The 19893-nt window shown below is 69.8% G+C and carries 20 protein-coding genes; 11 read left to right on the top strand and 9 right to left on the bottom strand.

Annotated features, from left to right (window positions below; translation table 11 throughout):
* Position 1: 1 nt before the first annotated feature.
* Positions 2–3052: a BamA/TamA family outer membrane protein gene (locus tag WMF34_RS40475; protein WP_437991136.1), complete on the top strand. Its 3051-nt coding sequence runs from the start codon at positions 2–4 to the stop codon at positions 3050–3052.
* Positions 3053–3111: 59 nt separating this feature from the next.
* Positions 3112–3633 carry a hypothetical protein gene (locus WMF34_RS40470; RefSeq protein ID WP_012240577.1) on the top strand — a complete coding sequence of 174 codons (522 nt, stop codon included), beginning with the start codon at positions 3112–3114 and terminating at the stop codon, positions 3631–3633.
* A gap of 160 nt (positions 3634–3793) precedes the next feature.
* Here the strand turns inward: WMF34_RS40470 and WMF34_RS40465 are convergent, their stop codons facing one another.
* The 4 genes from WMF34_RS40465 to WMF34_RS40450 all read right to left on the bottom strand — a co-directional run bounded on the left by WMF34_RS40465 (position 3794) and on the right by WMF34_RS40450 (position 7967).
* A complete protein-coding gene (locus WMF34_RS40465; RefSeq protein ID WP_044967002.1) occupies positions 3794–3973 on the bottom strand; it encodes a hypothetical protein in 180 nt (59 codons plus the stop codon).
* A gap of 314 nt (positions 3974–4287) precedes the next feature.
* Positions 4288–4539 (bottom strand): hypothetical protein, encoded by a 252-nt coding sequence (locus WMF34_RS40460; RefSeq protein ID WP_129354294.1) that lies wholly within the window; start codon positions 4537–4539, stop codon positions 4288–4290.
* A gap of 478 nt (positions 4540–5017) precedes the next feature.
* A complete protein-coding gene (locus WMF34_RS40455) occupies positions 5018–6301 on the bottom strand; it encodes a penicillin-binding transpeptidase domain-containing protein (protein WP_437991135.1) in 1284 nt (427 codons plus the stop codon).
* A 184-nt stretch (positions 6302–6485) separates the two neighbouring features.
* Positions 6486–7967 carry a porin gene (locus WMF34_RS40450; protein WP_437991134.1) on the bottom strand — a complete coding sequence of 494 codons (1482 nt, stop codon included), beginning with the start codon at positions 7965–7967 and terminating at the stop codon, positions 6486–6488.
* A gap of 491 nt (positions 7968–8458) precedes the next feature.
* On the opposite strand from WMF34_RS40450, the gene WMF34_RS40445 reads away from it, so the two are divergent.
* Positions 8459–9571 carry a PhoH family protein gene (locus tag WMF34_RS40445; protein WP_437991133.1) on the top strand — a complete coding sequence of 371 codons (1113 nt, stop codon included), beginning with the start codon at positions 8459–8461 and terminating at the stop codon, positions 9569–9571.
* A gap of 55 nt (positions 9572–9626) precedes the next feature.
* Here the strand turns inward: WMF34_RS40445 and WMF34_RS40440 are convergent, their stop codons facing one another.
* Entirely contained in the window at positions 9627–10250 is a 624-nt protein-coding gene (locus WMF34_RS40440) for a hypothetical protein (RefSeq protein ID WP_437991132.1), read from the bottom strand.
* An 89-nt stretch (positions 10251–10339) separates the two neighbouring features.
* Positions 10340–11005: a class I SAM-dependent methyltransferase gene (locus tag WMF34_RS40435; protein WP_012240572.1), complete on the bottom strand. Its 666-nt coding sequence runs from the start codon at positions 11003–11005 to the stop codon at positions 10340–10342.
* Positions 11006–12264: 1259 nt separating this feature from the next.
* Between WMF34_RS40435 and WMF34_RS40430 the strand changes: the two genes are divergently transcribed.
* Positions 12265–12840: a hypothetical protein gene (locus WMF34_RS40430; RefSeq protein ID WP_012240571.1), complete on the top strand. Its 576-nt coding sequence runs from the start codon at positions 12265–12267 to the stop codon at positions 12838–12840.
* Positions 12841–12932: 92 nt separating this feature from the next.
* On the opposite strand, the gene WMF34_RS40425 is transcribed toward WMF34_RS40430, so the two are convergent.
* From WMF34_RS40425 to WMF34_RS40415, 3 genes are all read right to left on the bottom strand, one after another.
* The gene (locus WMF34_RS40425; protein WP_012240570.1) at positions 12933–14360 is read right to left on the bottom strand and encodes a hypothetical protein; all 1428 of its coding nucleotides are present in this window, start codon (positions 14358–14360) and stop codon (positions 12933–12935) included.
* A 226-nt stretch (positions 14361–14586) separates the two neighbouring features.
* The gene (locus WMF34_RS40420; RefSeq protein ID WP_437991131.1) at positions 14587–15480 is read right to left on the bottom strand and encodes an SUMF1/EgtB/PvdO family nonheme iron enzyme; all 894 of its coding nucleotides are present in this window, start codon (positions 15478–15480) and stop codon (positions 14587–14589) included.
* A gap of 322 nt (positions 15481–15802) precedes the next feature.
* Positions 15803–16531 (bottom strand): hypothetical protein, encoded by a 729-nt coding sequence (locus WMF34_RS40415; RefSeq protein WP_012240568.1) that lies wholly within the window; start codon positions 16529–16531, stop codon positions 15803–15805.
* Positions 16532–17161: 630 nt separating this feature from the next.
* On the opposite strand from WMF34_RS40415, the gene rplV reads away from it, so the two are divergent.
* The 7 genes from rplV to rplX are packed head-to-tail and all read left to right on the top strand — an operon-like array spanning position 17162 to position 19891.
* Complete coding sequence (rplV, locus tag WMF34_RS40410; RefSeq protein WP_012240567.1) at positions 17162–17500, top strand: 50S ribosomal protein L22; 339 nt, start codon at positions 17162–17164, stop codon at positions 17498–17500.
* A gap of 17 nt (positions 17501–17517) precedes the next feature.
* Complete coding sequence (rpsC, locus tag WMF34_RS40405; protein WP_012240566.1) at positions 17518–18210, top strand: 30S ribosomal protein S3; 693 nt, start codon at positions 17518–17520, stop codon at positions 18208–18210.
* Positions 18211–18222: 12 nt separating this feature from the next.
* Positions 18223–18636: a 50S ribosomal protein L16 gene (gene rplP, locus WMF34_RS40400; protein ID WP_012240565.1), complete on the top strand. Its 414-nt coding sequence runs from the start codon at positions 18223–18225 to the stop codon at positions 18634–18636.
* 8 nt (positions 18637–18644) lie between these two features.
* Positions 18645–18848 (top strand): 50S ribosomal protein L29, encoded by a 204-nt coding sequence (rpmC, locus tag WMF34_RS40395; protein WP_012240564.1) that lies wholly within the window; start codon positions 18645–18647, stop codon positions 18846–18848.
* Positions 18849–18901: 53 nt separating this feature from the next.
* The gene (rpsQ, locus tag WMF34_RS40390; protein ID WP_044970145.1) at positions 18902–19201 is read left to right on the top strand and encodes a 30S ribosomal protein S17; all 300 of its coding nucleotides are present in this window, start codon (positions 18902–18904) and stop codon (positions 19199–19201) included.
* Positions 19202–19205: 4 nt separating this feature from the next.
* The gene (gene rplN / locus WMF34_RS40385; protein ID WP_012240562.1) at positions 19206–19574 is read left to right on the top strand and encodes a 50S ribosomal protein L14; all 369 of its coding nucleotides are present in this window, start codon (positions 19206–19208) and stop codon (positions 19572–19574) included.
* A complete protein-coding gene (rplX, locus tag WMF34_RS40380) occupies positions 19574–19891 on the top strand; it encodes a 50S ribosomal protein L24 (protein ID WP_012240561.1) in 318 nt (105 codons plus the stop codon). Before rplN ends, rplX begins: the two co-directional genes overlap by 1 nt.
* Positions 19892–19893 lie beyond the last annotated feature (2 nt).

Genomic DNA, 19893 nt, shown 5'->3' with positions numbered 1-19893 from the left:
GGTGAACTCTTCTTCCGCGCGCGCCGGCTCGCGAGCGAGCCGGCCGCTCCACCGCGCAGCGTCCGTCCTCTCTGCCGTCGCCCTCGCGGCGCTGCTTCTCCTCGCGCCGCGGCCGGCCCGGGCGACGGGCGATCCCGATCTCGCCTTCTGGACGTTCGAGACCGCCCACTTCCGCGTGCACCATCCGCAGGGCCTCGGGCCCATCGCGGCGCGCATCGCCTCGCTCGCCGAGACGATCTACGGGCGCGTCGAGGATGCGCTCGGCTACGCCCCGCAGGGCCGCACGGAGATCCTGATCACCGACGACTCCGAGATAGCGAACGGGTCGGCCGGCACGCTCCCCTACAACTCGATCCACCTCCTCGCATCCGGTCCGGACGACCTGTCGACGCTCGGCGACTACGACGACTGGTACCTCGATCTCCTCACGCACGAGTTCACGCACATCGCGCACATCGATAACACCTCGGGGATCCCGGCGATCCTGAACGCGATCGTGGGCAAGACGTTCTCGCCGAACCAGGTGCAGCCGCGGTGGATCATCGAGGGGCTCGCCGTGGTGAGCGAGAGCCACCACTCGAGTGGTGGCCGGATGCGCTCGAGCATGTTCGACATGTACCTGCGCGCCGACGTGCTCGAGGACAACATCGCGCGGCTCGATCAGATCTCGAGCTCCGCGTACCGCTGGCCGCAGGGCAACCTCTGGTATCTCTACGGATCGAGGTTCCTGGGCTGGATCATCGACGTCTACGGGCCCAACACGATGCGCGCCGTCTCCGCCGACTACGGGGCGTCGCTCCTCCCGTGGGGGATCAACCGCGCCATCCGCCGCGTGACCGGCAGGACCTACGTCGAGCTGTACGAGGGCTGGAAGGACCACCTCCGCCGGCTCTACCGAGAGCAGATGGCGGCCGTCGAGGCGCGCGGGCTCCGCGAGGGCGCGCGCCTCACCTACCACGGGCGCAACGTGCTCTACCCGCGGTTCGTCCCGCCGGCCGCGCGCCGGACCGCTGCAGACGAGATCGTCTACTTCCGCGACGACGGCAGGGAGCGCCCCGGCATCTACCGCGTCTCCCTCGCCGCGCCCGCGCCCGGGAGCGAGCGCCACGAAGCGCTGGTCGCGCGCACCAACGCGCCCTCGCGACCGGCGTTCACGCCGGCGGGTGACCTCGTCTTCACGGCGCTCCTGCCGTGGCGCAACCACTACTACCGAAACGATCTGGTCATGCTCCCGCGCGGCGAGGCGGCGCCCGACGGCGACGAGCCATGGCGGCGCCGGTTGACGCACGGCCTCCGATCCGCGGCCCCGGACGTGAGCCCGACCGGAGATCTCGTCGCCTTCTCCCTCAACAGCAAGGGCACCCGCTACCTGGAGATCGCGCGGCTCTCCAGGGATGGCGCCCTGTCCGAGCGGCGCGATCTCGTCCCGAGCGCCCGCTTCGAGCAGGCCTACTCCCCGTCGTTCTCGCCCGACGGCAAGCGCCTCGCGTACAGCGTCTGGACCGCGGGCGGCTATCGCGACATCCGCGTGGTGGACGTCGCCACCGGCGGCTTCCGACAGGTGACCCGCGATCGCGCGACCGACATGAACCCCGTCTGGTCGCCCGACGGCGAGACGCTCTATTTCACCTCCGATCGCACCGGCATCCACAACGTCTACGCCTACGACGTCTCGTCCGGCGCGCTGCGCCAGGTCACGAACGTGAGACTCGGCGCCTTGCACCCGGCGATCAGCCCCGATGGCAAGACGCTTGTCTATGTTGGATATACCTCCCGGGGCCACGACCTCTTCGCCATGCCGCTCGATCCGGCGCGCTTCCTCCCGGCGCCGCCGCCCCCGGGCGATCGCCCCGATCCCGCCGCCGAGCCTTCGGCGGCGCGGCTCGAGCGCGTCCCTTACAACCCGCTTCCCACGCTCGCGCCGCGCGCGATCACGCTCGACTACGCGCCCGGGAGCTATGGCTCGAACGCGCTCACGGTGAGCGTGACCGGCACCGACATCGTCGGTCGCCACACGATCTTCGGCGAGCTCACCGTGCAGCCGGACGCGCCGGCCCCGAACGTCCTGCTCGGGTACAACTACGGCCGGCTGCCTGTCGATCTCGGCGTCCGCGTGTACCACAACATCTCGCCGCGCGGCGGCTACCGCCTCAACGGCCGAAACGTCGTCTACGACGAGCGAACGATCGGGATCTCCTCCGGCATCAGCTATCCGATCCGCGGCGAGTTCTCGCGGCACACCCTGAGCGCGTCGTTCGGCAGCGCCGCGTTCAAGGGGCAGCTCCCCATCGGCGACAAGCTCGACCCGTACGCGCCCCGGACCATCCTCCCGCCGCGGGGCACGCTGAACCTCGCGCACCTCGGCTACGCATTCTCGAACGCCGAGGGCTCGCTCGACGCCGCCGGCGCGCCGCGCGGGGTGTCGCTGAGCGCTGGCCTCGATTACGCCGGCCCGGAGACGGGCAGCAGCTATACGACCTACGCGTTCTCGACGGGCCTCACCGCCTACGTCGCCATGCCCTGGCCAGGCGATCACACCCTCGCGTATCGCGTCGCCGGGGCGGTGTCTGGCGGCAACTTCCCCCGGGGCGCCAGCTATGGCGTGGGCGGGTACGATCTCGAGAACCTCACCCTCGTCGACACCTTGCTCACCGGGGTCACGAATAGCTCGTTCACGCTCCGCGGCTACGCGCCGGGCGCGATGTTCGGCCGCTCCTATTTCTCGCAGACGTTCGAGTACCGCGTGCCCGTCCTGCAACCCGACCGCGGCCTCGTGACGCTGCCGATCTACCTGCGCCGCGTCGACGCGAGCCTCTTCCTCGACCACGGCGGCGCATTCAACCGCTTCGAGATGGACGACCTCGCCCTCTTCACGCGGAAGAGCCTGCTCTACTCGCCCCAGCTGCACGCCTCGGTCGGCGGCGAGCTGTGGCTGAGCTTGAGCCTCGGGTACGTCCTCTCCTCGCAGCTGCGCTTCGGGTACGCCTATGGCCTGAGCGATCTCGCGATCCCCGGCGGTCAGCTCTACTTCGTCGCGACGAACTCGTTCTGAGCGCCGCGCGCCTGCTGGAAATTTTGCCCGCGCCGACCCCTTCGCCCAGGGTGCTCGGCATGCGCCGCATCCTCCTCGCCCTGAGCCTCTTGCCCCTCGCCGGCTGCGGCATCGCCCCGAGCACGTCCCAGCGCCTCACCGAAGCGGCGCTCGAGATGAACACGGCTGCCCGGTTCGGCCGCATGGATGTCGCGCTCGAGCGCGTCGGCTCGAACGCGCGCCAGGATTTCATGAATCGTCACGCCGGGTGGGGCACCCGCCTCCGGGTCGTCGACGTCGAGTTCGGCGGCTTCGAGATGACCCAGCGCGAGGAAGCCGAGGTCTACCTCGACGTCCTCTGGCTGCGGAACGACGAGGCCACGGTCCGCAGCACCCGGATCGCGCAGCGCTGGCGCGACGAGCGGGGCCATTGGGAGCTCATCGGCGAGGAGCGAAGGGAGGGCGACACGGGGCTCCTCGGCGAGCCCCCGCCCAAGGAGCCCGAGCCCACGCAGAATGGGGCTGGCGATTCGGCGAGCGCGGCCGACATGGGTCGGCAGCCCGGCCTGAGCCTCCACACGCGTGTGATTCGCGACGAGTGAGCGCCGCCGCTGGCGAGGTGTGCGGCCGCGCGCCGGGGGGCGCGCCGGGCCGAGCACAACGCCGGCGTGCGAGGCCTGGGTGAGCGACGGGATCGCAACAGCGCGGCGATGCGACGGGTGGCGCGTGGTGCGCGGCCGACCGACCGCGCCTCGCACCCCATCAAGCAGCCGGCGAAGGGCTCGCAGGAGCGGCGCTCTTGGGAGCGCGGGGCTTCTTGGCCTTGCCAGCGACCTCCGCCGGGGCCTTCGCCAGCTTGCTGCGCTTGGCGCGCTCCTTCTTGGCAGCCTGCGCCTTGCGGCGCCTCATCTTCATCGACTGGCGGCGATCGCGCTTGCCCATCTGCTTCAATCTCCTCACGGTCGGGGGCGCGGCATCATGACGACAGCTCGCCAGGCGAGCCCCATCCTGCACCGGTGGATGGCCTACCGCGGGGCCCCTCAAAGGGAGCGGGACTGTGCCCAAGAGCGAATGGAAGCGCAAGGGGCAATGCGCGCGGAGATGCAGTTCTCGTGCTAGACGAGTGTGCAGTGCATCGCGCCGCCGTGAGGCGTTGACCTCCGCCTCGCCGCGCGGTCACGTCAGAGGCGCGTGGTCACATCAGAGGCGTGAAGGAGCCGGAGGATCCGCGCCGCCTGGGCCGCACCTGGCAGGGCTCAGCCGCCGACCGCGCCGTCCAGCGCGACTTCGCGGCCGCGCACCTCGAGGCGGTACCGGGAGTTCACGGTCTCTATGTAGAAGACTTCGCGCCCGGCGAGGCGCAACACGCGCTTGACCGGCGTCGTGACATATTCATGCATTCCGTCGGAGAACTCGATGACGATGACCGAGCCTTTCCGTGGTGCACGGACGAGCCGGCCAACGACTGCGCGTGATCCCCGGCCGAGCTTGCGGAGCACAACCTGCACAACAGAGATGCTAGCACGCGGATCTCGGCCGAGCACAAGCTGCACAAGCAGCACCTCTCGCAACTAGGTCCCACCCTGGCCCAGGGTGTCCGGCTGCATCGGAGCGGTCCGGACCTTCGCGCCGCGGACGGCGAGCCGGCGGGAGGGGTCGCCCCCCCGGGCGGAAAGTTTCCATGAATCGATCGCCGCCGCGGCGTTTACGATGAGCCTGCACACCTGTCGGCCACCAGGCAGGCACACCGGTCCGTGACGCACCGTCATCGCCGGATCCTGGTGAGGGCGGAATCGAACGATTTCGGCCTTATGGGGGCCTCGTGAAGGTTGCGCGGTGGTCTTCCTGACGGGCCGACAATGCGCTGGCGTCGTCGGGCCCCAGGGGACCTCGCCGGGGGCACGGTGCCGCGTTCAGGTGCATCTGCGCAGCGCGGCGCCGCGATCGGCCTGGCGCGCCGCGGCTCGGCGGCTCGTCGGCCCCGCGTCAGCGGCGGTGGGCTGTCGTGCCTGTCCGGTTGTTCGGATCGCTCACGCCGGGCGCGCCCTTGTCGGCGAAGTAGGTGCGGAGCATGTCGCAGGCGACGTTCGTCGCCTTCACCCGCCATTTGGCGCCGTTGGCGACCATCACGGAGATGGCGACCTCGGGCTTGCGGCTCGGCGCGAACCCGACGAACCAGGTGTAGAAGGGCCCCTCGGGCGTCGGCTTCGTGAGCGTCCCCGTCTTGCCCGCGACGCGGATATCCGGGAGGTAGGGGCGGCCGTTGCGATCATGGAACGAACGGTAGCTCGTGCCGTTATCCACCGTCGCCTCCATCATCGCGGTCACCGCGTTGGCCGTGCTCTCGTCCATCACCCGCTTGAGCACCTGGCGCTCGCTCGGGCCCTTGTAGATGTCGCCGATCTCGTCCTTGACGCTCGACACGACGTGGAGCCGGATCATCTCGCCGCCATTGGCGAGCGTGGTCGCCAGGTTCGCCCCCTGGAACGGCGACAGCGTCGTGTTCCAGAAGCCCGCCGCGGTCCGCGCGAAGCCGAGATCGTCTTCCGGGAGCGAGATCGTGCTCGTCGCGACCTTCACGTCGAACGGCGTGTCCTGACCCCAGCCGAGCTTCTCGGCCACGGCGCCGAGCTTCTCGTGGTCGAGGTTCTTCGCGGCGAGCCGCGCGAACACCGTGTTGATGCTCCGGCCCATCGCCTGCGCGAGCGTCGCGCAGTACTTGTCGCGGCGCTTGTTGTCGACCATGTCCGCCGGCCGGATCGAGTGCTCGCCGCCCGAATAACACTGCTTGGTGTTCGGGCTCAGGCCCGCCTCGACGAGGGCGGTGCCGGTCACGACCTTGAAGACGCTCGCCGACGGCGCGGTGGCCTCTGCAGCGACGTCGTGCATCGCCCCCTCGTTCACGTAGCTCGCCCAGACCAGCACCTTCCCGGTGCGGATATCGGTCATGACGACCGCGCCCTCCGGGACCTGGCCTGCCCGCAGGAAGCCGATCGCCGCCCGCTGGTACATCGGGTCGATGGTCAGCTCCGCGACGCGGTCGCCGTGCGCCGGCGCCGTGGGCGGGGTCCTCCGGTCGTCGATGCGCGTCAGATCGAGGTCCGTGAGCGGCGGCGGCGTCACCGTCCGCGTGATCGTCGGGCCCCCGGCGGTCGTCTTCTTGGCGAGCAGCCCCCCGAGCTGGACGTCGTGCTCGCGCAGCATGGGGAGGGTCACGGCCACGAGCCCCACGGCTGCACCGACGGCGATCCACTGACGCATGTCGCGCATGGCCCGACGGGTACCCCGCCGCGCTGTCCTGGGCCAAAATTGAGGCGCGCGACCTCGCCGGCGGGGCTCCCGCGCTGCCGGCGCGCCGCGCGGAGCGCCCGCGGCGCGGATCGTTGGAGGGCAAAAGGATGAGGGGCGGATGAGGGGCGCGGCCGGGACGCCGGCCGCGGCGGGACGGGGCGCGTCAGAACGACATGCTGAGCCTGGCGCCGAGCTCGTGCAGCGCGTGCGCGTCCGGATCGGCGGGCGTCACCGTATTGCCGGGCACCCGGAGGAGGTTCTCGCTGGAGCCGCTGCCGGGCGTCAGGTAGGCGCTGTAATTCACGCCGAGCCGTATGTTTTTCGTGTACCAGTAGTTCGCGGCGAGGCCGATCTGCATGACGTCGAGGTCGGTGCCCGGCCCTCCCTCGGCGCCCGGCGTATTCTCGTCGTACGCACCCCCGCGGGACGCGCCGTCGTACGTCGCGTTGATCCCCGCGACGAGCGCCGCCACCTCGAGCCCCGACTTCGGCTTCTCGATCTCCTTCGACAGATCGATCTTCGTGGGGCGCGGGCTGAACCCTGGATCGCCGCTGACGAAGGCGTCGCCGACCGGCCACGCCGAGAGCTGCACGTACCAGCCGAGACCCTTCACCTGCCCGAGCCGTTCGGTGTTGGTGAGCTGAAAGCCCTCCACCGCCTCGCGCGTCTCGTTCGCGACGTAGTACGCCTCGGCCCGGAGCTCGACCATCTTGATGGGCAGCCGGAGCTCGCCGCCGATCGCGGCCTGCGAGGCCGACGGGATGACGTGGATCGGGCGCTTCAGCGAGTCCGTGTAGCCGGCGCCCCAGAGCGTGTAGCCCTGCGCCGTCCTGATGGGCGCATGGTCGTAGCCCACGTACTCCTGATCGCGGTCGCCGTAGCGCGCGCTGACGCCGATCTGCGCCTTCGCGAGCAGCCCCTTCTTGTCGCTGGCGAACGGGCGCGCGACCACGCGGCCGATGAAATCGAACTGGCTGTCGACGCCCGGCCGGTTCTGCCCGTCGCCGCCGACCACGCTGACGCCGTAGACGACCATCCTGTCGGCGACGTCGCCCCAGATCGTCAGGCCGATGTCCTTGCCCTCGGGGTAGGCGAAGCTCCGGGTCGCGATGTTGCGCTCCATGAACGTCGTGCTGTTGTCGCTCGTCTGGTTATCCATCGAGAAGAACGCCTGGTGTTGCCCGAACAGGAAGTTGAGCGCGGGCATGACCGAGTAGTTGATCCAGGCGTCGGCGAGCACGGCGTTCGCGGTGGTGCTCTCGACGGGCGCGAAGCGCGCGCTCTCGGCCGTCGGCGTTTGCCCGGCCGCGGCGGCGGCGTTCTCGGTCCGGCCGTTGGCGTTCGCGAGCCCCTGGCCGCCGAAGTCGACGTCGAGATCGAAGGAAAACCTCTTCAGGAACTCGCCGGCCACCTCGAGCCGCGCGCGGCGGATGAAGAGGCGCGGCTTGAGCGCGCTCCCGCCGCCCGCCGCCGACACATCCGACACGCCGGCGCCGAAGCTGCTGGCGAAGTCGAAGTTCAGCCTGCCCTTCGGGTAGAGCCGAAAGGTGTCGTTCGCGTCCCGGAGGAAGAAGCCGCCGTGCCAGCCGGCGAGCGGCTGCCGCTCTTCTTTCACGATGGCGACACCGGCGGTCGGCGCGAACACCTGCGCAGGCGGAGGAGGCGGCGGCGCGGCGGTCGGCGCCGCTCCAGGGGGCGGGGGCGGCGGCAGCTCCTCTGCGGGCGGCGCTGCGTCGGGCGGCGGTGCGGGCGTCGGAGCGGCAGCGGCAGCGGGCGGAACCGCGCCGGCAGGAGCCGCCGGGGCAGCGGCTGGAGGCGGCGGCGGGGCAGGTTGCGCTGGGCCCTGGGGTCCAGGCTGTGCTAGCGCCGAAAGGCCCGACAGCGTAACAGTCATGCCCAGCAGCGCCGATGTAGCTAACCTCATGCAGTTCTCCCTGTGTGCGGCTCGCCCGCTCGCCGGATCTCGCATGCACTGCGACGCGAAATTATGACCAGGACGTTACGATTCTGTGTAAGCCATACGGCGAGCGAGCGCGACATTCGAGCGAGAGGTGAGCCGCGTCAAGGTCCTGCTCATGGAGTGGCGGCACGTGCCGGCGACGGAGCGCCGGGGCAGAGGCAGGGAAGGATCACGGGATGACGACCAGCGTGCGGATCACGGCGGATGTCGAGGTGCTCGACAACAGCACCTTGGTGGCCCTCGCCGGGCCGGGGAACGAGCATCTCAAGCTCATCGCGCGCACTCTTGGCATCGAGTCGGGCGTTCGAGGCAACACGATCCGGCTCGCCGGGGACGCCGACAAGGTCGCGCTCGCCGAGCGGTGCCTGGCAGAGGCCGCGCAGATGTTGAGGAGCGGCGTGGTCCTCGATCCCCAGGACTACGTGCGCGGAGTGCAGGCGCTCCGGGACGACCCGGGGATGACCTTGCGGGAGCTGTTCGAGGACGTCGTCCTCATCTCGGCGCGCCGCCGGCCTATCTCGGCGAAGGGGCTGGCGCAGAAGCGCTACATCCAGGCGATCCGATCGCACGACATGACGTTCGGCATCGGGCCGGCGGGGACGGGCAAGACCTACCTCGCGATGGCCATGGCGGTGCACGCGCTGCTCGAGCGCCGCGTGAAGCGGATCATCCTGACCCGTCCTGCCGTCGAGGCGGGAGAGCGGCTCGGCTTCCTCCCCGGCGATCTCGCCGAGAAGGTGAATCCTTACCTGCGCCCGCTCTACGACGCGCTCCATGACATGATGGATGCGGACAAGGCGCAAGGCCTCGTGACGCGCGGTCAGATCGAGGTCGCGCCGCTGGCCTTCATGCGCGGCCGCACGCTCAACGATTGCTTCGTCATCCTCGACGAGGCGCAGAACGCGACGAGCGACCAGATGCGCATGTTCCTCACCCGCCTCGGCTACGCCTCCCGCGCCGTGGTGACGGGCGACGTCACGCAGGTCGATCTCCCGCACGGCGCGCGCAGCGGCCTTGCGGAGGCGCGCGAGCTGCTCGCGGGGATCGAGGGGATTGCGATCTGCTCGTTCACCGAGGTCGACGTCGTGCGCCACCCGCTCGTGCAGCGGATCATCGTGGCGTACGAGCAACGGGACGCCGAGGTGGCGCGCCAGCGCGAGGAGCGGCGGGCGGAGGCGGGTCGCGGCGGCGCGCGCGGCGGCGCAGCGGCAGAGGCCGGGGCTGCGCCGCAGGAGCCGCAGGGCCGCGCGCCAGCAGGCGAGCCGGGAGGAGCCGGCGCGGCGAGCTGACGCGCGACCCAGCCGTGCGAGACGCCGGCGTCGACGTCTCGCCCGGCTGCGCTGATCATTTCTTCTTCAGCTCGATGGGGGACTCGCGCACCAGGAGGGCATCGGGCCCGGTCACCCGGATCCTGCCGTGGATGACGTTCTCCTTCAGCTCGCCGACCAGGACGCCGGTCATCGCGTTCGGCGCCCGCGGATCGTCGGGGAAGACCGATGCGCGGACCATGCCGTCCTCGGCCCTTCCCACGAGCGTCGCGTCGCCGAGCGCCCCCTTCGCGGTGCCCTTCAGCTCACCGCTCGGCTCGATGGTCAGCGTCACCGTCCCAGGGCCTGTGACCTGCTTTCCGTCGTCCTTCTGGCGCGCGGCGTCCTTGACCTTCGGGGGCATCACGACGCTGCCTTTCTTGGCGTCGTAGCGCCCCTCCCATGTCCCTTGCCATGCGGGCGTGCCCTTCGGCTCGCCCGCGTCTCCCGGCGCGCCTGCGCTCGGGGGCTCTGCTGCGGCCGAGCTGGCCGCGGGCGGCGCGAGCCCCGCGCTCGGCTGAGGCGGCGGGGGCGCGGGCCGCTCCGGCTCGCTCGGGCGAGGCGGGCCCTCCTCGCATGCCGCGAGGACGATGGCGAGGGACAGGAAGAGCGCGGGGGCAACGCCGCGCGCCCGGCGAGCTCGTGTTCCGGTGGCGTTCACGTGGACGCTTGTATTACGAGCCGGGCTGGCCGTCGCGTCGATTTGACGTGCCCGCGCCGCGGCCCGGACCAGCGTGCGGCGCCCTCGGATCAGGAGGCCCTGCGGAACGCGAGGGTCCAGTGCCGGTCGCTCGTCATCTGCGCGCATTCGGGGGGAATCCGGAGCGAGCGCAGCAGCTCACGCACCTCGTCGAGCGAGAGCGCCGCGCGCAGCGACGCGTCGAAGAGGGCTCGCTGGTACGCGGTGTCGTTCGCCGCGTACGTGTCGACGAGGGCGGCGATCGACGCCTCGTCTTCCGGACGGACCAGGTCCCGCACGAACAGGAGCCCGCCGGGCTGGAGGACGCGGAGCATCTCGCGCAGCACCTGCGCTGGCTCCGGGACGTGGTGGACGATGCTGTTCGAGAGCACGGCTGAAAATGTCTCATCCGGTTCGGGCAGCGCCTTGGCATCCACGAGCGCGAGCGCGATGGCCTCGGTGAGCCCGGCCTGCTCGACATGGCGGCGCCCGAGATCGAGCATCGCCGCGGAGAGATCGATCGCCTTGATCCGCGCGGCGGGGGCGCGCCTGCAAAGCTCGATGGGCAACAGGCACGTCCCTGTGCCGACGTCGAGGGCGTATGCGAGACCGGGGTTGTGGGAGAGGAGCGCGTCGCAGAACGCCGCGTTCACGGCGGCGTGGTCCATGCTGTCGTAGGCCCGCGCGTCCTCGTCGGTATCCATGACCTCTGGCTCGAGCACGCGCACCAGTGACATGCGCGCATCCTTCTCCGCGGCCGAAGCGCGTGTCAACCGATTGTCGGCGGCTGGTCAATCTCGGCCGCCGGTCGGGCGGAGCTCGAGCGGGGGCGGGGTGGATCCTGGGCGTCGTAGATATGGACAGGAAGGCGTTTGAAGAAGTCGAGGCGGAGCCGGCCGGCTCCCCGCCTCGTCCTCAGCCCATTGGAGCAGGCGCCAATGTCGTAGAGGACGTGCCCCCAGGGTGGACGCGCGGACGCGCGGACTCGCGCTCGCGAGCGCCGGGGCCGAAGGCTGAGCTCTCTCGGAAAGGCTCGATCGGAGAGGCCGAAGACGACGATGAGCGCGCCTCCGCGCTCCGCTATGTAACGAGGTGTCTTGCGGGATGAGCCTGCGCCGCGCGTACACACCGGTCCGCCGGACACGACGGCCTTCAGGCACCTACCCCGCGGGAGCCGCGGGCGGCGGCCGCGCGTGATGTTGAGAGCGGCACTGCGCGGCCCGAGCGCGCCTCCGGCGGCGGGACCGGCGCAGAGTCGTCATTTCGAAGAGCTCGGCGGGTTGGCGCGCGATCGAGCGGTCAGCGTGGGTCCGCGCAATCCCCGGCGTGATGAGCGGATGTCGTGTCGAGAGCTCGACCCGGACTCTCGCCCCGCCGGCGCTCATAGCGAAGCGTCCGTGCTGCGCCCCACCCGCCGAGCAGGGCATCCTATCACGCCTCCGCATAGGTCAGTCGTGTGCCCGGGGCGTGCAATGTAGCCACGCGCCGGCCGCCTGTGTGTGGTCGCCAGGCGGTCGCACCCTGCGTGAGGCGCTTCAATGATTGGGGGTGGGGAGGCTCGCGCCGGGCCGCTGCACCTCGCGGATGTGCGCGCGCCCGCATTGCCGCCCGTGACGGGCGCGCCCCCGAGGCGCGGGTTGCTCGGTTCTCGGACGGTGCTTACCTGACCGGACCCGAGCACCCGAGACAGGCAATGCCGCGGTGCATCGTCAAGGGGGCCGAGAGAGGATTGGCGCGGCCTCGAGGCCGTCCTGCGCGGGGGAGGGGTCTCGGCCATCAATCGACGCTGGCGGTGGTTTCATCGCTCGGCGCCAGTCGAGCAAAGCAGCCCAGCCGTTCGGGGCCGTCCCGTCCAATGAGCTCTCCGATTGAGCCCGCCCGCAGCGCCTATTGAAAGAAAAGACGGCCCTCTATCCTCAATTCGCTTGACCAGGCAAGTGGCAACGGCATAGTCGTATCCAACCGCCGAGCTGGATTCGGCGACGAGGGAGAGCACATGGCAACGGACGCCTTTTCACAGCAGATTGTAAACCTCGTGCGGAAAATGCCGGACGAGGCGATCCTCGCGCTCGTCAAGAATCAGCTGGGCGCCGTGACAGGGGAAGCGCCGTTGGTTCCTCCTGCGGCGCCGCGCCGCAGCCGCGCGCGCGCCCGCGCTGCTGGAGCGGTCCAGTCCAAAACGTCTTCCGTCGCGGCCAAGCGCGGCGCCGCGCCGAAGCGCCGGCCTGGCCGCCCGCGCAAGTCGCCGGCCGCCTCGGCGGAGCGTCAGGAGACGCTGGATGCCGTCGAGCGCGTCGTCAAAGCGAGCTCTGGCGTGAGCGCGAGCGAGGTGGCGAAGCAGGCGGGTATCCCGCAGACCCGCGCCGCCGCCGCGCTGAAGGAGCTGAAGCTGGAGAAGCGGATTTTCCAGGGTGGCGACCGTCGCTTCGCCCGTTATGCAGGCGACGCGAAGACCGCCGAGCAGGCGAGCGCGAACGCGCGCAAGACCGCGGCTGGGCCTGCGCCTGTCGTGAAGAAGCCGAGCGCCAAGGGCCGCAAGCGCGTCGCTCCGGCTGCCGCTCCTCCGAAGTAGGTCTGGGGACCACCGCGCACGTCAGCATCAGATGGAATGCAAGCTGTGCTGACGCGCCGCGTTTGGAATGACTGTCCCGTTCGAGACGGAGCTCAGGGCGGGCTCCAGGTGAGCCCGCCATCATCGGAGGCCGCGACGTACCAGCCGCGGCGCGATGTCCCGGTGACGTCCGCTTGGAGGAGCATCAAGAGTCGATTTCCGAACGAGAGGAGGGTTCCGAGCTCGATACGGCCGCGCTCGCCCGCGGCTTCTCCGATTACCCTGGGGACGTCGTAGATCTTACCCACTTCCGGCGATAGCGCGATATAGAGCCCCCATCGCGCTGCAGCGCGGGAGGTCAGCACTGCGGTGACGCCTTCGCGTGTGGGCGCCAGGGCGACAGACCGTTCATGCGGCTCCAGCCAGGGTCGAAAGGGCGGTTTCTCCGCGATGACGCAGGTGCCTTGGAGGGTGCACGTCGCGAGCGTCGGCTCTCCGGTTGTGGGCGTCATGACTTCGACCATGATCCGGTCGGCTGCGCAGCCGACCGACGCTCCAGGCGGGGCTTTCGCCGGGAGCTTCAGCACGGTTGTCTGGGCAGCGGAGACGGCGATCACGGCGGTCTTGTCGGGCGGCTGAGGAACGAGCTGGATCGACCAGCCGGCGAAGTCGCATGCTGGTGTCGTGGAGAGCGCGGCGATGGCCGCTGGGCTGATCGTGAGTCCCTCGACGCTCTTCGGTGCGTCGAGCGGCTTCCCCGGCGCGGGGACGGGCCGCACGAGGAGGTTGCGCCCGCGCACCGACAGGAGCATCGGTGGGCGGCCATAAGGCACGGGCAGCGCTTGTTCCTGCGTGGGGAGCGGGACGGGAGGCACCGGCTCGGCGCCCGCCGGCCCCGCATAGACGAGGGTCGCGTGCCGAGGCTTGGGCTCCACGAGCAGCGCGGCGCTCTCGGCGGACAGCACCGCGGGCACAGCGTTCACCAGCGGCCGCGCTCCGCGGCTCAGCGCGGGTAGCGTGACCGGTGAAGGCGCCGAGAGGTCGGTCGCCTCGAACGGAGCGAAGAAGAGGCTCGGCGGGTCCAGCGCGGACGGCGTCCCTCGATTCCCGCGTGTCTCCGTCGGGAGAGCCGGGCCACGCGGACCGGTGGTGAGCACCGTGGCGCCGTCTCCGCCGACCGACCAGGTCGACCACCCCTCGCGGACGCGCCGCAGAGATCGCCAGGTCCGGCCTGCGTTCTCGGTCACCAGCGCGATCGCCTCGTTCTCGATCTCTCCTGTCACCACGGCTCGCCTCTCATCGAGCACGAACGCCCGTCGCCATCGGGTCGACGACGGCGCGAGCGCCGAATCGATGCCACGCGCCTGGCCAATGGCGGTGGTGAGCTCATCCGAGGACGCCGCGCCCGGGGGCGGCGGGACGGTGATGGGCGCTGCCTTTTCCTTCTTCCCGCAACCGAGCGCCAGGAGGGCCGTCAGGGCGGCAAGGGCGGTCGCAGCGGCGCGGCGCCGCGTGGGCGCGCTCACTATGGAGTCGAGCATCGGCAATCTCTTCGTTGGTGTCGCCCTGGCTTGCTGCGCGGCGGCCCTGGTTCCTCCACGACTCGCACGCTCGCTCGCGCAGCGCCCGAGCCGTCGTGTGGGAGCGCCCGTCGTGTCACGGAAAGATGCGCGCGCGGCGATCGCCCTGTCTCCCCGCTGAATCGCCCCGAGCTTCGCGTTCGATTCGCGTCTGCGCTACCGCCGGCCGCACGCCGCGCGGCCAGCACTAGTCGGCCTGCTCCGGATCCATGCAGCACCGGAAGCCCGTCGAGTAGTCGTGGTAGCCGAAGGAGTGGGCGGTCGTGGCATATTTGCAGCCCTCGCCGTTGCGCGCCGTGTCCATGAAATAGCCGCCACGGAAGGTGCCGCTCGGATCATCGACCCACTCGTGGAGGTTGCCCACCATGTCGAACACGCCGTAGGCGTTGGTGCATCCCGCGCGCTCGCCCGTCGGGAGCAGCGCCTGGGACAGCTGGTTGATGAGCGGGTTGTTCATCGCCGTCGTCCAGCGCTCCTCGGGCTTGATGTCGAGCAGCGCCGCGATCTCGGCGACGGGGTGAACCCGCCGCTCGTCATCGTTGCACACGCCCTGCTGGCGGAGCGCGCCGTAGGGGAACGTCGTGTCGTCCGGCCCTCGGCAGGCGCTCACCCACTCCTCCGAGGTGCACAGGCGCTTGCCCGATGCCGCGCACGCCAGCTTGGCCTGCCGCCCGCTGATGTAGCCTTGGGGCATGACCCCCTGCCAGGACACGGCGCGGACGCGGCGCTCGTTCCCGTCAATCGGATCGTAGGGCGACCAGGGGCGCTCACCGCTGGGCGTCACCTCGACCAGCGCGCCCTCCCAGCGGTCGACGCACACGCGATCGTCGACGAGGGCCATCTCCGCGGGGCAGCGCGCGCTGGCCGTCGGGGAGGACATCGGGACGGCGCCGATCTCGGACTCCATCCCCGACGCGAGCGTTGCGCTGTCCTTGACGGCTGCGAGCGCGCTCTCCTTGGCCTTGATGCGCCGTTCCGTCGGGACGGCGGCGGTCCCATCGAGCGAGGCGCGCACCATCAGGCGCGGCGTGATCTGCTCCGCTGTCGTCGACCCGGGAGCACAGGCCGACGCGACGAGCACGCCGAGCAGCGCTCCACCGCGGAATGGACGCGCCCCCGGCGATCGCGGAACGGGGGCTGCCAGGCGCGGGCGGGAGGAGTCCTTGGCCACGGAGGAGCCGAGGATCCCTTCCCGCGATCTTTTTTGCAACCGAATACCGCGCTCGGGGGCTCCCCGAACGGGCCTACATGAGAGGGTGCGCGCGCCGGGGCGCTAAGGTGGGTGTGAGCTGGTGAGAGGCCCAGAGGTCATCTGGTGTGCGTCGAATGCCAGGGGAAAAGAACGGCGAGAGCAGAGCGCGCACGGTGGGCGCGCAGGCCGTGCCCCCGTGGCGGCGGCCTGGTCACTCGAAGGCCATGATCTCCGCGTAGCACGTGTCGTATGCCTCCTGGCAGGAGACATTCGGGTTGTCGTTCATGCACGCGACGAGATCGTCCGCTGCATCTCGGTTGAGGGGGTTCATCTGAGCCGCGCACTTGGCGGGGTCGAACGTGCCGGCGTCGCAGAAGTCGGAGATGGTGTCGCAGATCTCGTCGGCCTGGTGCGGGCACGCGTTGGCGTACGTGCGGTTCATGCACGCTTGAACGGGATCCACGTCGCACGCCCGCTCCACGCCGATGTCGCTCAGGCAGTCCACGAGGTCCGCGGCGTGACCCGGGGAGAAGATGGCGAAGCCGTGCTTGCAGAGCCCGTAGCCGATCGGGTCCTCGTCGCGGGTCGCGCCGCACTGGCTCGTCGCCCCCTGCGCAGGCGAGATGTTGAGCTCGTCACAGGCCGCGACCGTGAGGTCGCCGTCCGACGCCTCGATGCAGGCGTCGCTGCCTCCGTCGCCGCCCTGGCCGCCATCGCCGCCGGCGCCGCCCTGGCCGCCGTCGCCGCCGGCGCCACCGTCGCCGCCCTGGCCGCCGTCGCCGCCCTGGCCGCCGCTGGTCGTGGACCCGTGGGTGACGCCGGGGCCGACCGTCTGGTCCACGTCGTTGTCGGTGTCCGCCGTGGTCACGACGCAGCCCGTGTAGATGGCGGGCAAGATGAAGGTAAGCGCGAGGAAAGAATGGCGATGGCGAGCAAGCATGGTCACGTTGCCTCCTACAATGTCAGGGAAGAGTTCCACGGCCTGGTGCGTTCGACTGAACCTGGGGCTCCCCTATTCCCCTCGCAATCCTGCTCTTCGGCCTGGTCCAGCCGTCCGACGCCGGCGCCCCGGGGGTGCACCTCCGCCGTCGCCGGCTCAGGCCGCCGTCGACAGCTTGTTTCAGTTGCATTTCGTCCGTGTCAAGAACAGATTTCAACCTCACGTTCGTCCGTCCGCCTGCCCGGGCACCAGGCTCGGCGTGCCTGGAGCCTCCCGACGTCCGTTCAGGAGGATCTGAAAAGCTGCTCAGCCCGCGGGGACGCGTGAAACAAACTGAAAGGGAGCGGAAGGATCGCCCTTGCGTACCGCCCCTCCCGCTGGTAATCACCGCGCTCCGTTTTCCCGGGCGATCGGGTGTCCTCCCGGTCTCCCAGTAGAAGAGCCGTAACGGCGCTTCGATCCCAGCTCCGCCCCTTCGGCCGCCGTGGGAACCCCCCCGGTGACGCGAAGGGGGCCCACGTCGATGGACGTCGGGCTGGGACCGGAAGCGTACGACGGTGCAACCGGTTCGCAGCGAACCGAAACCCGGTACGGAGTAACTCCGCCCGCCGGTGTCGCGAGGTGTCTCGAATGGTAAGCAAAGCCAGTGCGATGTTTTCGCGGATCGCCCCGCGCAAGGCTCGCATGATCGCCGATCTCGTTCGAGGTCGCGACGCGGACGAGGCGATCCAGCTGCTCTCGTTCACGCAGAAGAGCGGAGCCCCCGTCCTGCGGAAGATCATCGAGAGCGCGGTCGCGAACGCCCAGCAGGCGGGCGCCGACATCGACGCGCTCTTCATCAGCAAGGCCACCGTCGACAAGGGGCCGAACAAGTTCAACCGCCGCTGGCGGCCGCGCGCGATGGGCCGTGCGACCCGGATCACCAAGGGCGTGTCGCACATCGTCATCGAAGTCGACGAGAGAAAGTAAGTAGAGGACCTGCCGATATGGGACAGAAGACCCATCCGTATGGCTTCCGCGTCGGTGTCATCAAGACGTGGAGCAGCAAGTGGTACGAGGACGGCGCTGCGTATCAGAAGTGGCTCCACCAGGACATCCGCATCAAGCGCGCGATCAAGCAGTACCTCTACAACGCCAACATCGCCGGCGTGGAGATCGAGCGCGCCGCCAACCGCGCGAAGGTGATCGTCTTCACCGCCCGCCCCGGCATGGTGATCGGCAAGGGCGGCAAGGGCATCGAGACGCTGAAGAGCGGGAACGTCGGCACCGCGTCCAAGGGTGAGACGCTCTTCCCCGGCGTGTCGTCGTTCACCGACAACGAGGTGTTCATCGACGTGCAGGAGGTCCGGAAGGCCGAGACCAACGCGCAGCTCGTCGCCGAGAACATCGCGACGCAGCTCGAGCGCCGGATCGCGTTCCGCCGGGCGATGAAGAAGGCGGTCTCCACCGCGATGAAGTTCGGCGCGAAGGGCATCCGCGTGCGCTGCGCCGGCAGGCTCGGTGGCAGCGAGATGAGCCGCGTCGAGACCTACCGCGAGGGCCGGGTGCCGCTGCACACGCTCCGCGCCGACATCGAGTTCGGCCTGGCCGAGGCGCGGACGAAGGTCGGCATCATCGGCGTGAAGGTCTGGATGTTCAAGGGCGAGGTCCTGCAGCGTAAGGCGCGCCGGATCCAGTAGAGGGATTGCAGAATGCTGTCTCCGAAGCGAACCAAGTTCCGCAAGATGCAGAAGGGGAACAACCGCGGCCTCGCCATGACGGGCAGCGACGTCTCCTTCGGCGACTTTGCGCTCCAGTGCGTCGAGCCTGCCCGCGTGACCTCGCGGCAGATCGAGGCGGCTCGTATGGCGATCCAGCGGCACGTGAAGCGCGCGGGCAAGCTCTGGATCCGCATCTTCCCGGACCGCCCGGTGACGAAGAAGCCGCTCGAGGTCCGCATGGGTGGGGGCAAGGGCGCGCCCGAGGAGTGGTGCGCGCTCGTGCAGCCGGGCCGCGTGATGTACGAGATCAGCGGCGTGAGCGAGGAGACTGCGAAGGAGGCGTTCCGCCTCGCGTCGCACAAGCTCCCGATGCAGTGCAAGTTCCTCGCCCGCGGGCTGACGTGAGGTAGGCGATGAAGGCGAAGGATTTGCGTGAACGCACCACCGAGCACCTGCGCGAGCTCGAGAAGTCTCTGGCGGCGGGCCTGTTCGAGGCGCGGTTCAAGAATTTCACGAACCGGCTGAACGACACGGCGACGATCCGCAAGGCGAAGCGGGATCTCGCGCGGGTGAAGACGATCCTCACGCAGCGCGCGCGTGCCGAGGAGAAGGCGTAGCCATGGCGAAGAAGAAGGCAGAGATCCAGCAGCCGGCCGCTGCGGCGCCCGAGCTGGCAGCCGCGGCGCCTGCGCAGGCCGAGACCGAGGCGAAGGCGCACGGCTTCCGGCGCAAGCTGGTCGGCAAGGTGACCAGCAACAAGATGAACAAGACGGTCACCGTCGAGGTCATCCGGAACGCGCTCGACCCTGTGTACAAGAAGTACGTCCGTCAGCGGGAGCGCTACAAGGCGCACGACGAGACGAACCAGTACAAGGTCGGCGATCGCGTCGAGATCACGGAGCACAGGCCGATCTCCCGCGACAAGCGGTGGCTCGTGACCAAGCTCGTTGCCCGCCCGGTGGAGGAGTAGCGCCATGATCCAGGTGTCGACGCATCTCGAGGTCGCGGACAACTCCGGCGCCCGAATCGTGAAGTGCATCAAGGTGCTCGGCGGCTCGCGCCGCAAGTACGCCGCCCTCGGCGACGTCATCGTCGTCTCGATCAAGGAGGCGTTGCCGGGCACCAAGGTGAAGAAGGGCGAGACGGCGCGCGCCGTCGTCGTCCGCACCGCCCGGGAGTACCAGCGCTCGGACGGCAGCTACATCAAGTTCGACGGGAACAGCGCGGTCCTCATCAACAAGGAGAAGGAGCCGATCGGTACCCGTATCTTCGGGCCGGTCGCTCGTGAGCTCCGCGCGAAGAAGTTCATGAAGATCATCTCTCTCGCTCCGGAGGTCCTCTGATGAAGCGCCTCAGGGTCGGTGACCTCGTGCAGGTCATCAGCGGCAAGGAGGAGGGGAAGCAGGGCCGGATCACCAAGATCCTCGCTGACGAGGATCGCGTGGTCGTGGAAGGCCTGAACACGGTGACCCGCCACCAGCGGCCCACGCCGCGCAATCAGGAGGGCGGGAAGATCACCAAGGAGGCGCCGATTCACGCCTCGAAGGTCATGCCGGTCGATCCGGCGACGGGCAAGCCGACGCGCGTGAAGGTCCGCGTCGGTGAGGACGGCAAGAAGACGCGCGTCGGCAAGAGCGGCAGCGCGATCGGTGTGGGCTAGCC

Source organism: Sorangium sp. So ce145 (assembly GCF_051525985.1).
GTDB classification, from domain to species: domain Bacteria; phylum Myxococcota_A; class Polyangia; order Polyangiales; family Polyangiaceae; genus Sorangium; species Sorangium cellulosum_B.
Note: the sequence above shows the minus strand (reverse complement) of the source record. Positions and strands in the feature narration are given on the sequence as shown.

Coding starts and splice junctions, on each gene's coding strand:
- WMF34_RS40455 (WP_437991135.1), bottom strand. CDS start 6,301: ATGCGCGACATGCGTCAGTGGATCGCCGTCGGTGCAGCCGTGGGGCTC.
- rpsC (WP_012240566.1), top strand. CDS start 17,518: ATGGGACAGAAGACCCATCCGTATGGCTTCCGCGTCGGTGTCATCAAG.
- WMF34_RS40435 (WP_012240572.1), bottom strand. CDS start 11,005: ATGTCACTGGTGCGCGTGCTCGAGCCAGAGGTCATGGATACCGACGAG.
- rplN (WP_012240562.1), top strand. CDS start 19,206: ATGATCCAGGTGTCGACGCATCTCGAGGTCGCGGACAACTCCGGCGCC.
- WMF34_RS40415 (WP_012240568.1), bottom strand. CDS start 16,531: ATGCTTGCTCGCCATCGCCATTCTTTCCTCGCGCTTACCTTCATCTTG.
- WMF34_RS40425 (WP_012240570.1), bottom strand. CDS start 14,360: ATGCTCGACTCCATAGTGAGCGCGCCCACGCGGCGCCGCGCCGCTGCG.
- WMF34_RS40430 (WP_012240571.1), top strand. CDS start 12,265: ATGGCAACGGACGCCTTTTCACAGCAGATTGTAAACCTCGTGCGGAAA.
- rplV (WP_012240567.1), top strand. CDS start 17,162: ATGGTAAGCAAAGCCAGTGCGATGTTTTCGCGGATCGCCCCGCGCAAG.
- WMF34_RS40465 (WP_044967002.1), bottom strand. CDS start 3,973: ATGGGCAAGCGCGATCGCCGCCAGTCGATGAAGATGAGGCGCCGCAAG.
- rplX (WP_012240561.1), top strand. CDS start 19,574: ATGAAGCGCCTCAGGGTCGGTGACCTCGTGCAGGTCATCAGCGGCAAG.
- WMF34_RS40470 (WP_012240577.1), top strand. CDS start 3,112: ATGCGCCGCATCCTCCTCGCCCTGAGCCTCTTGCCCCTCGCCGGCTGC.
- rplP (WP_012240565.1), top strand. CDS start 18,223: ATGCTGTCTCCGAAGCGAACCAAGTTCCGCAAGATGCAGAAGGGGAAC.
- rpmC (WP_012240564.1), top strand. CDS start 18,645: ATGAAGGCGAAGGATTTGCGTGAACGCACCACCGAGCACCTGCGCGAG.
- WMF34_RS40445 (WP_437991133.1), top strand. CDS start 8,459: ATGACGACCAGCGTGCGGATCACGGCGGATGTCGAGGTGCTCGACAAC.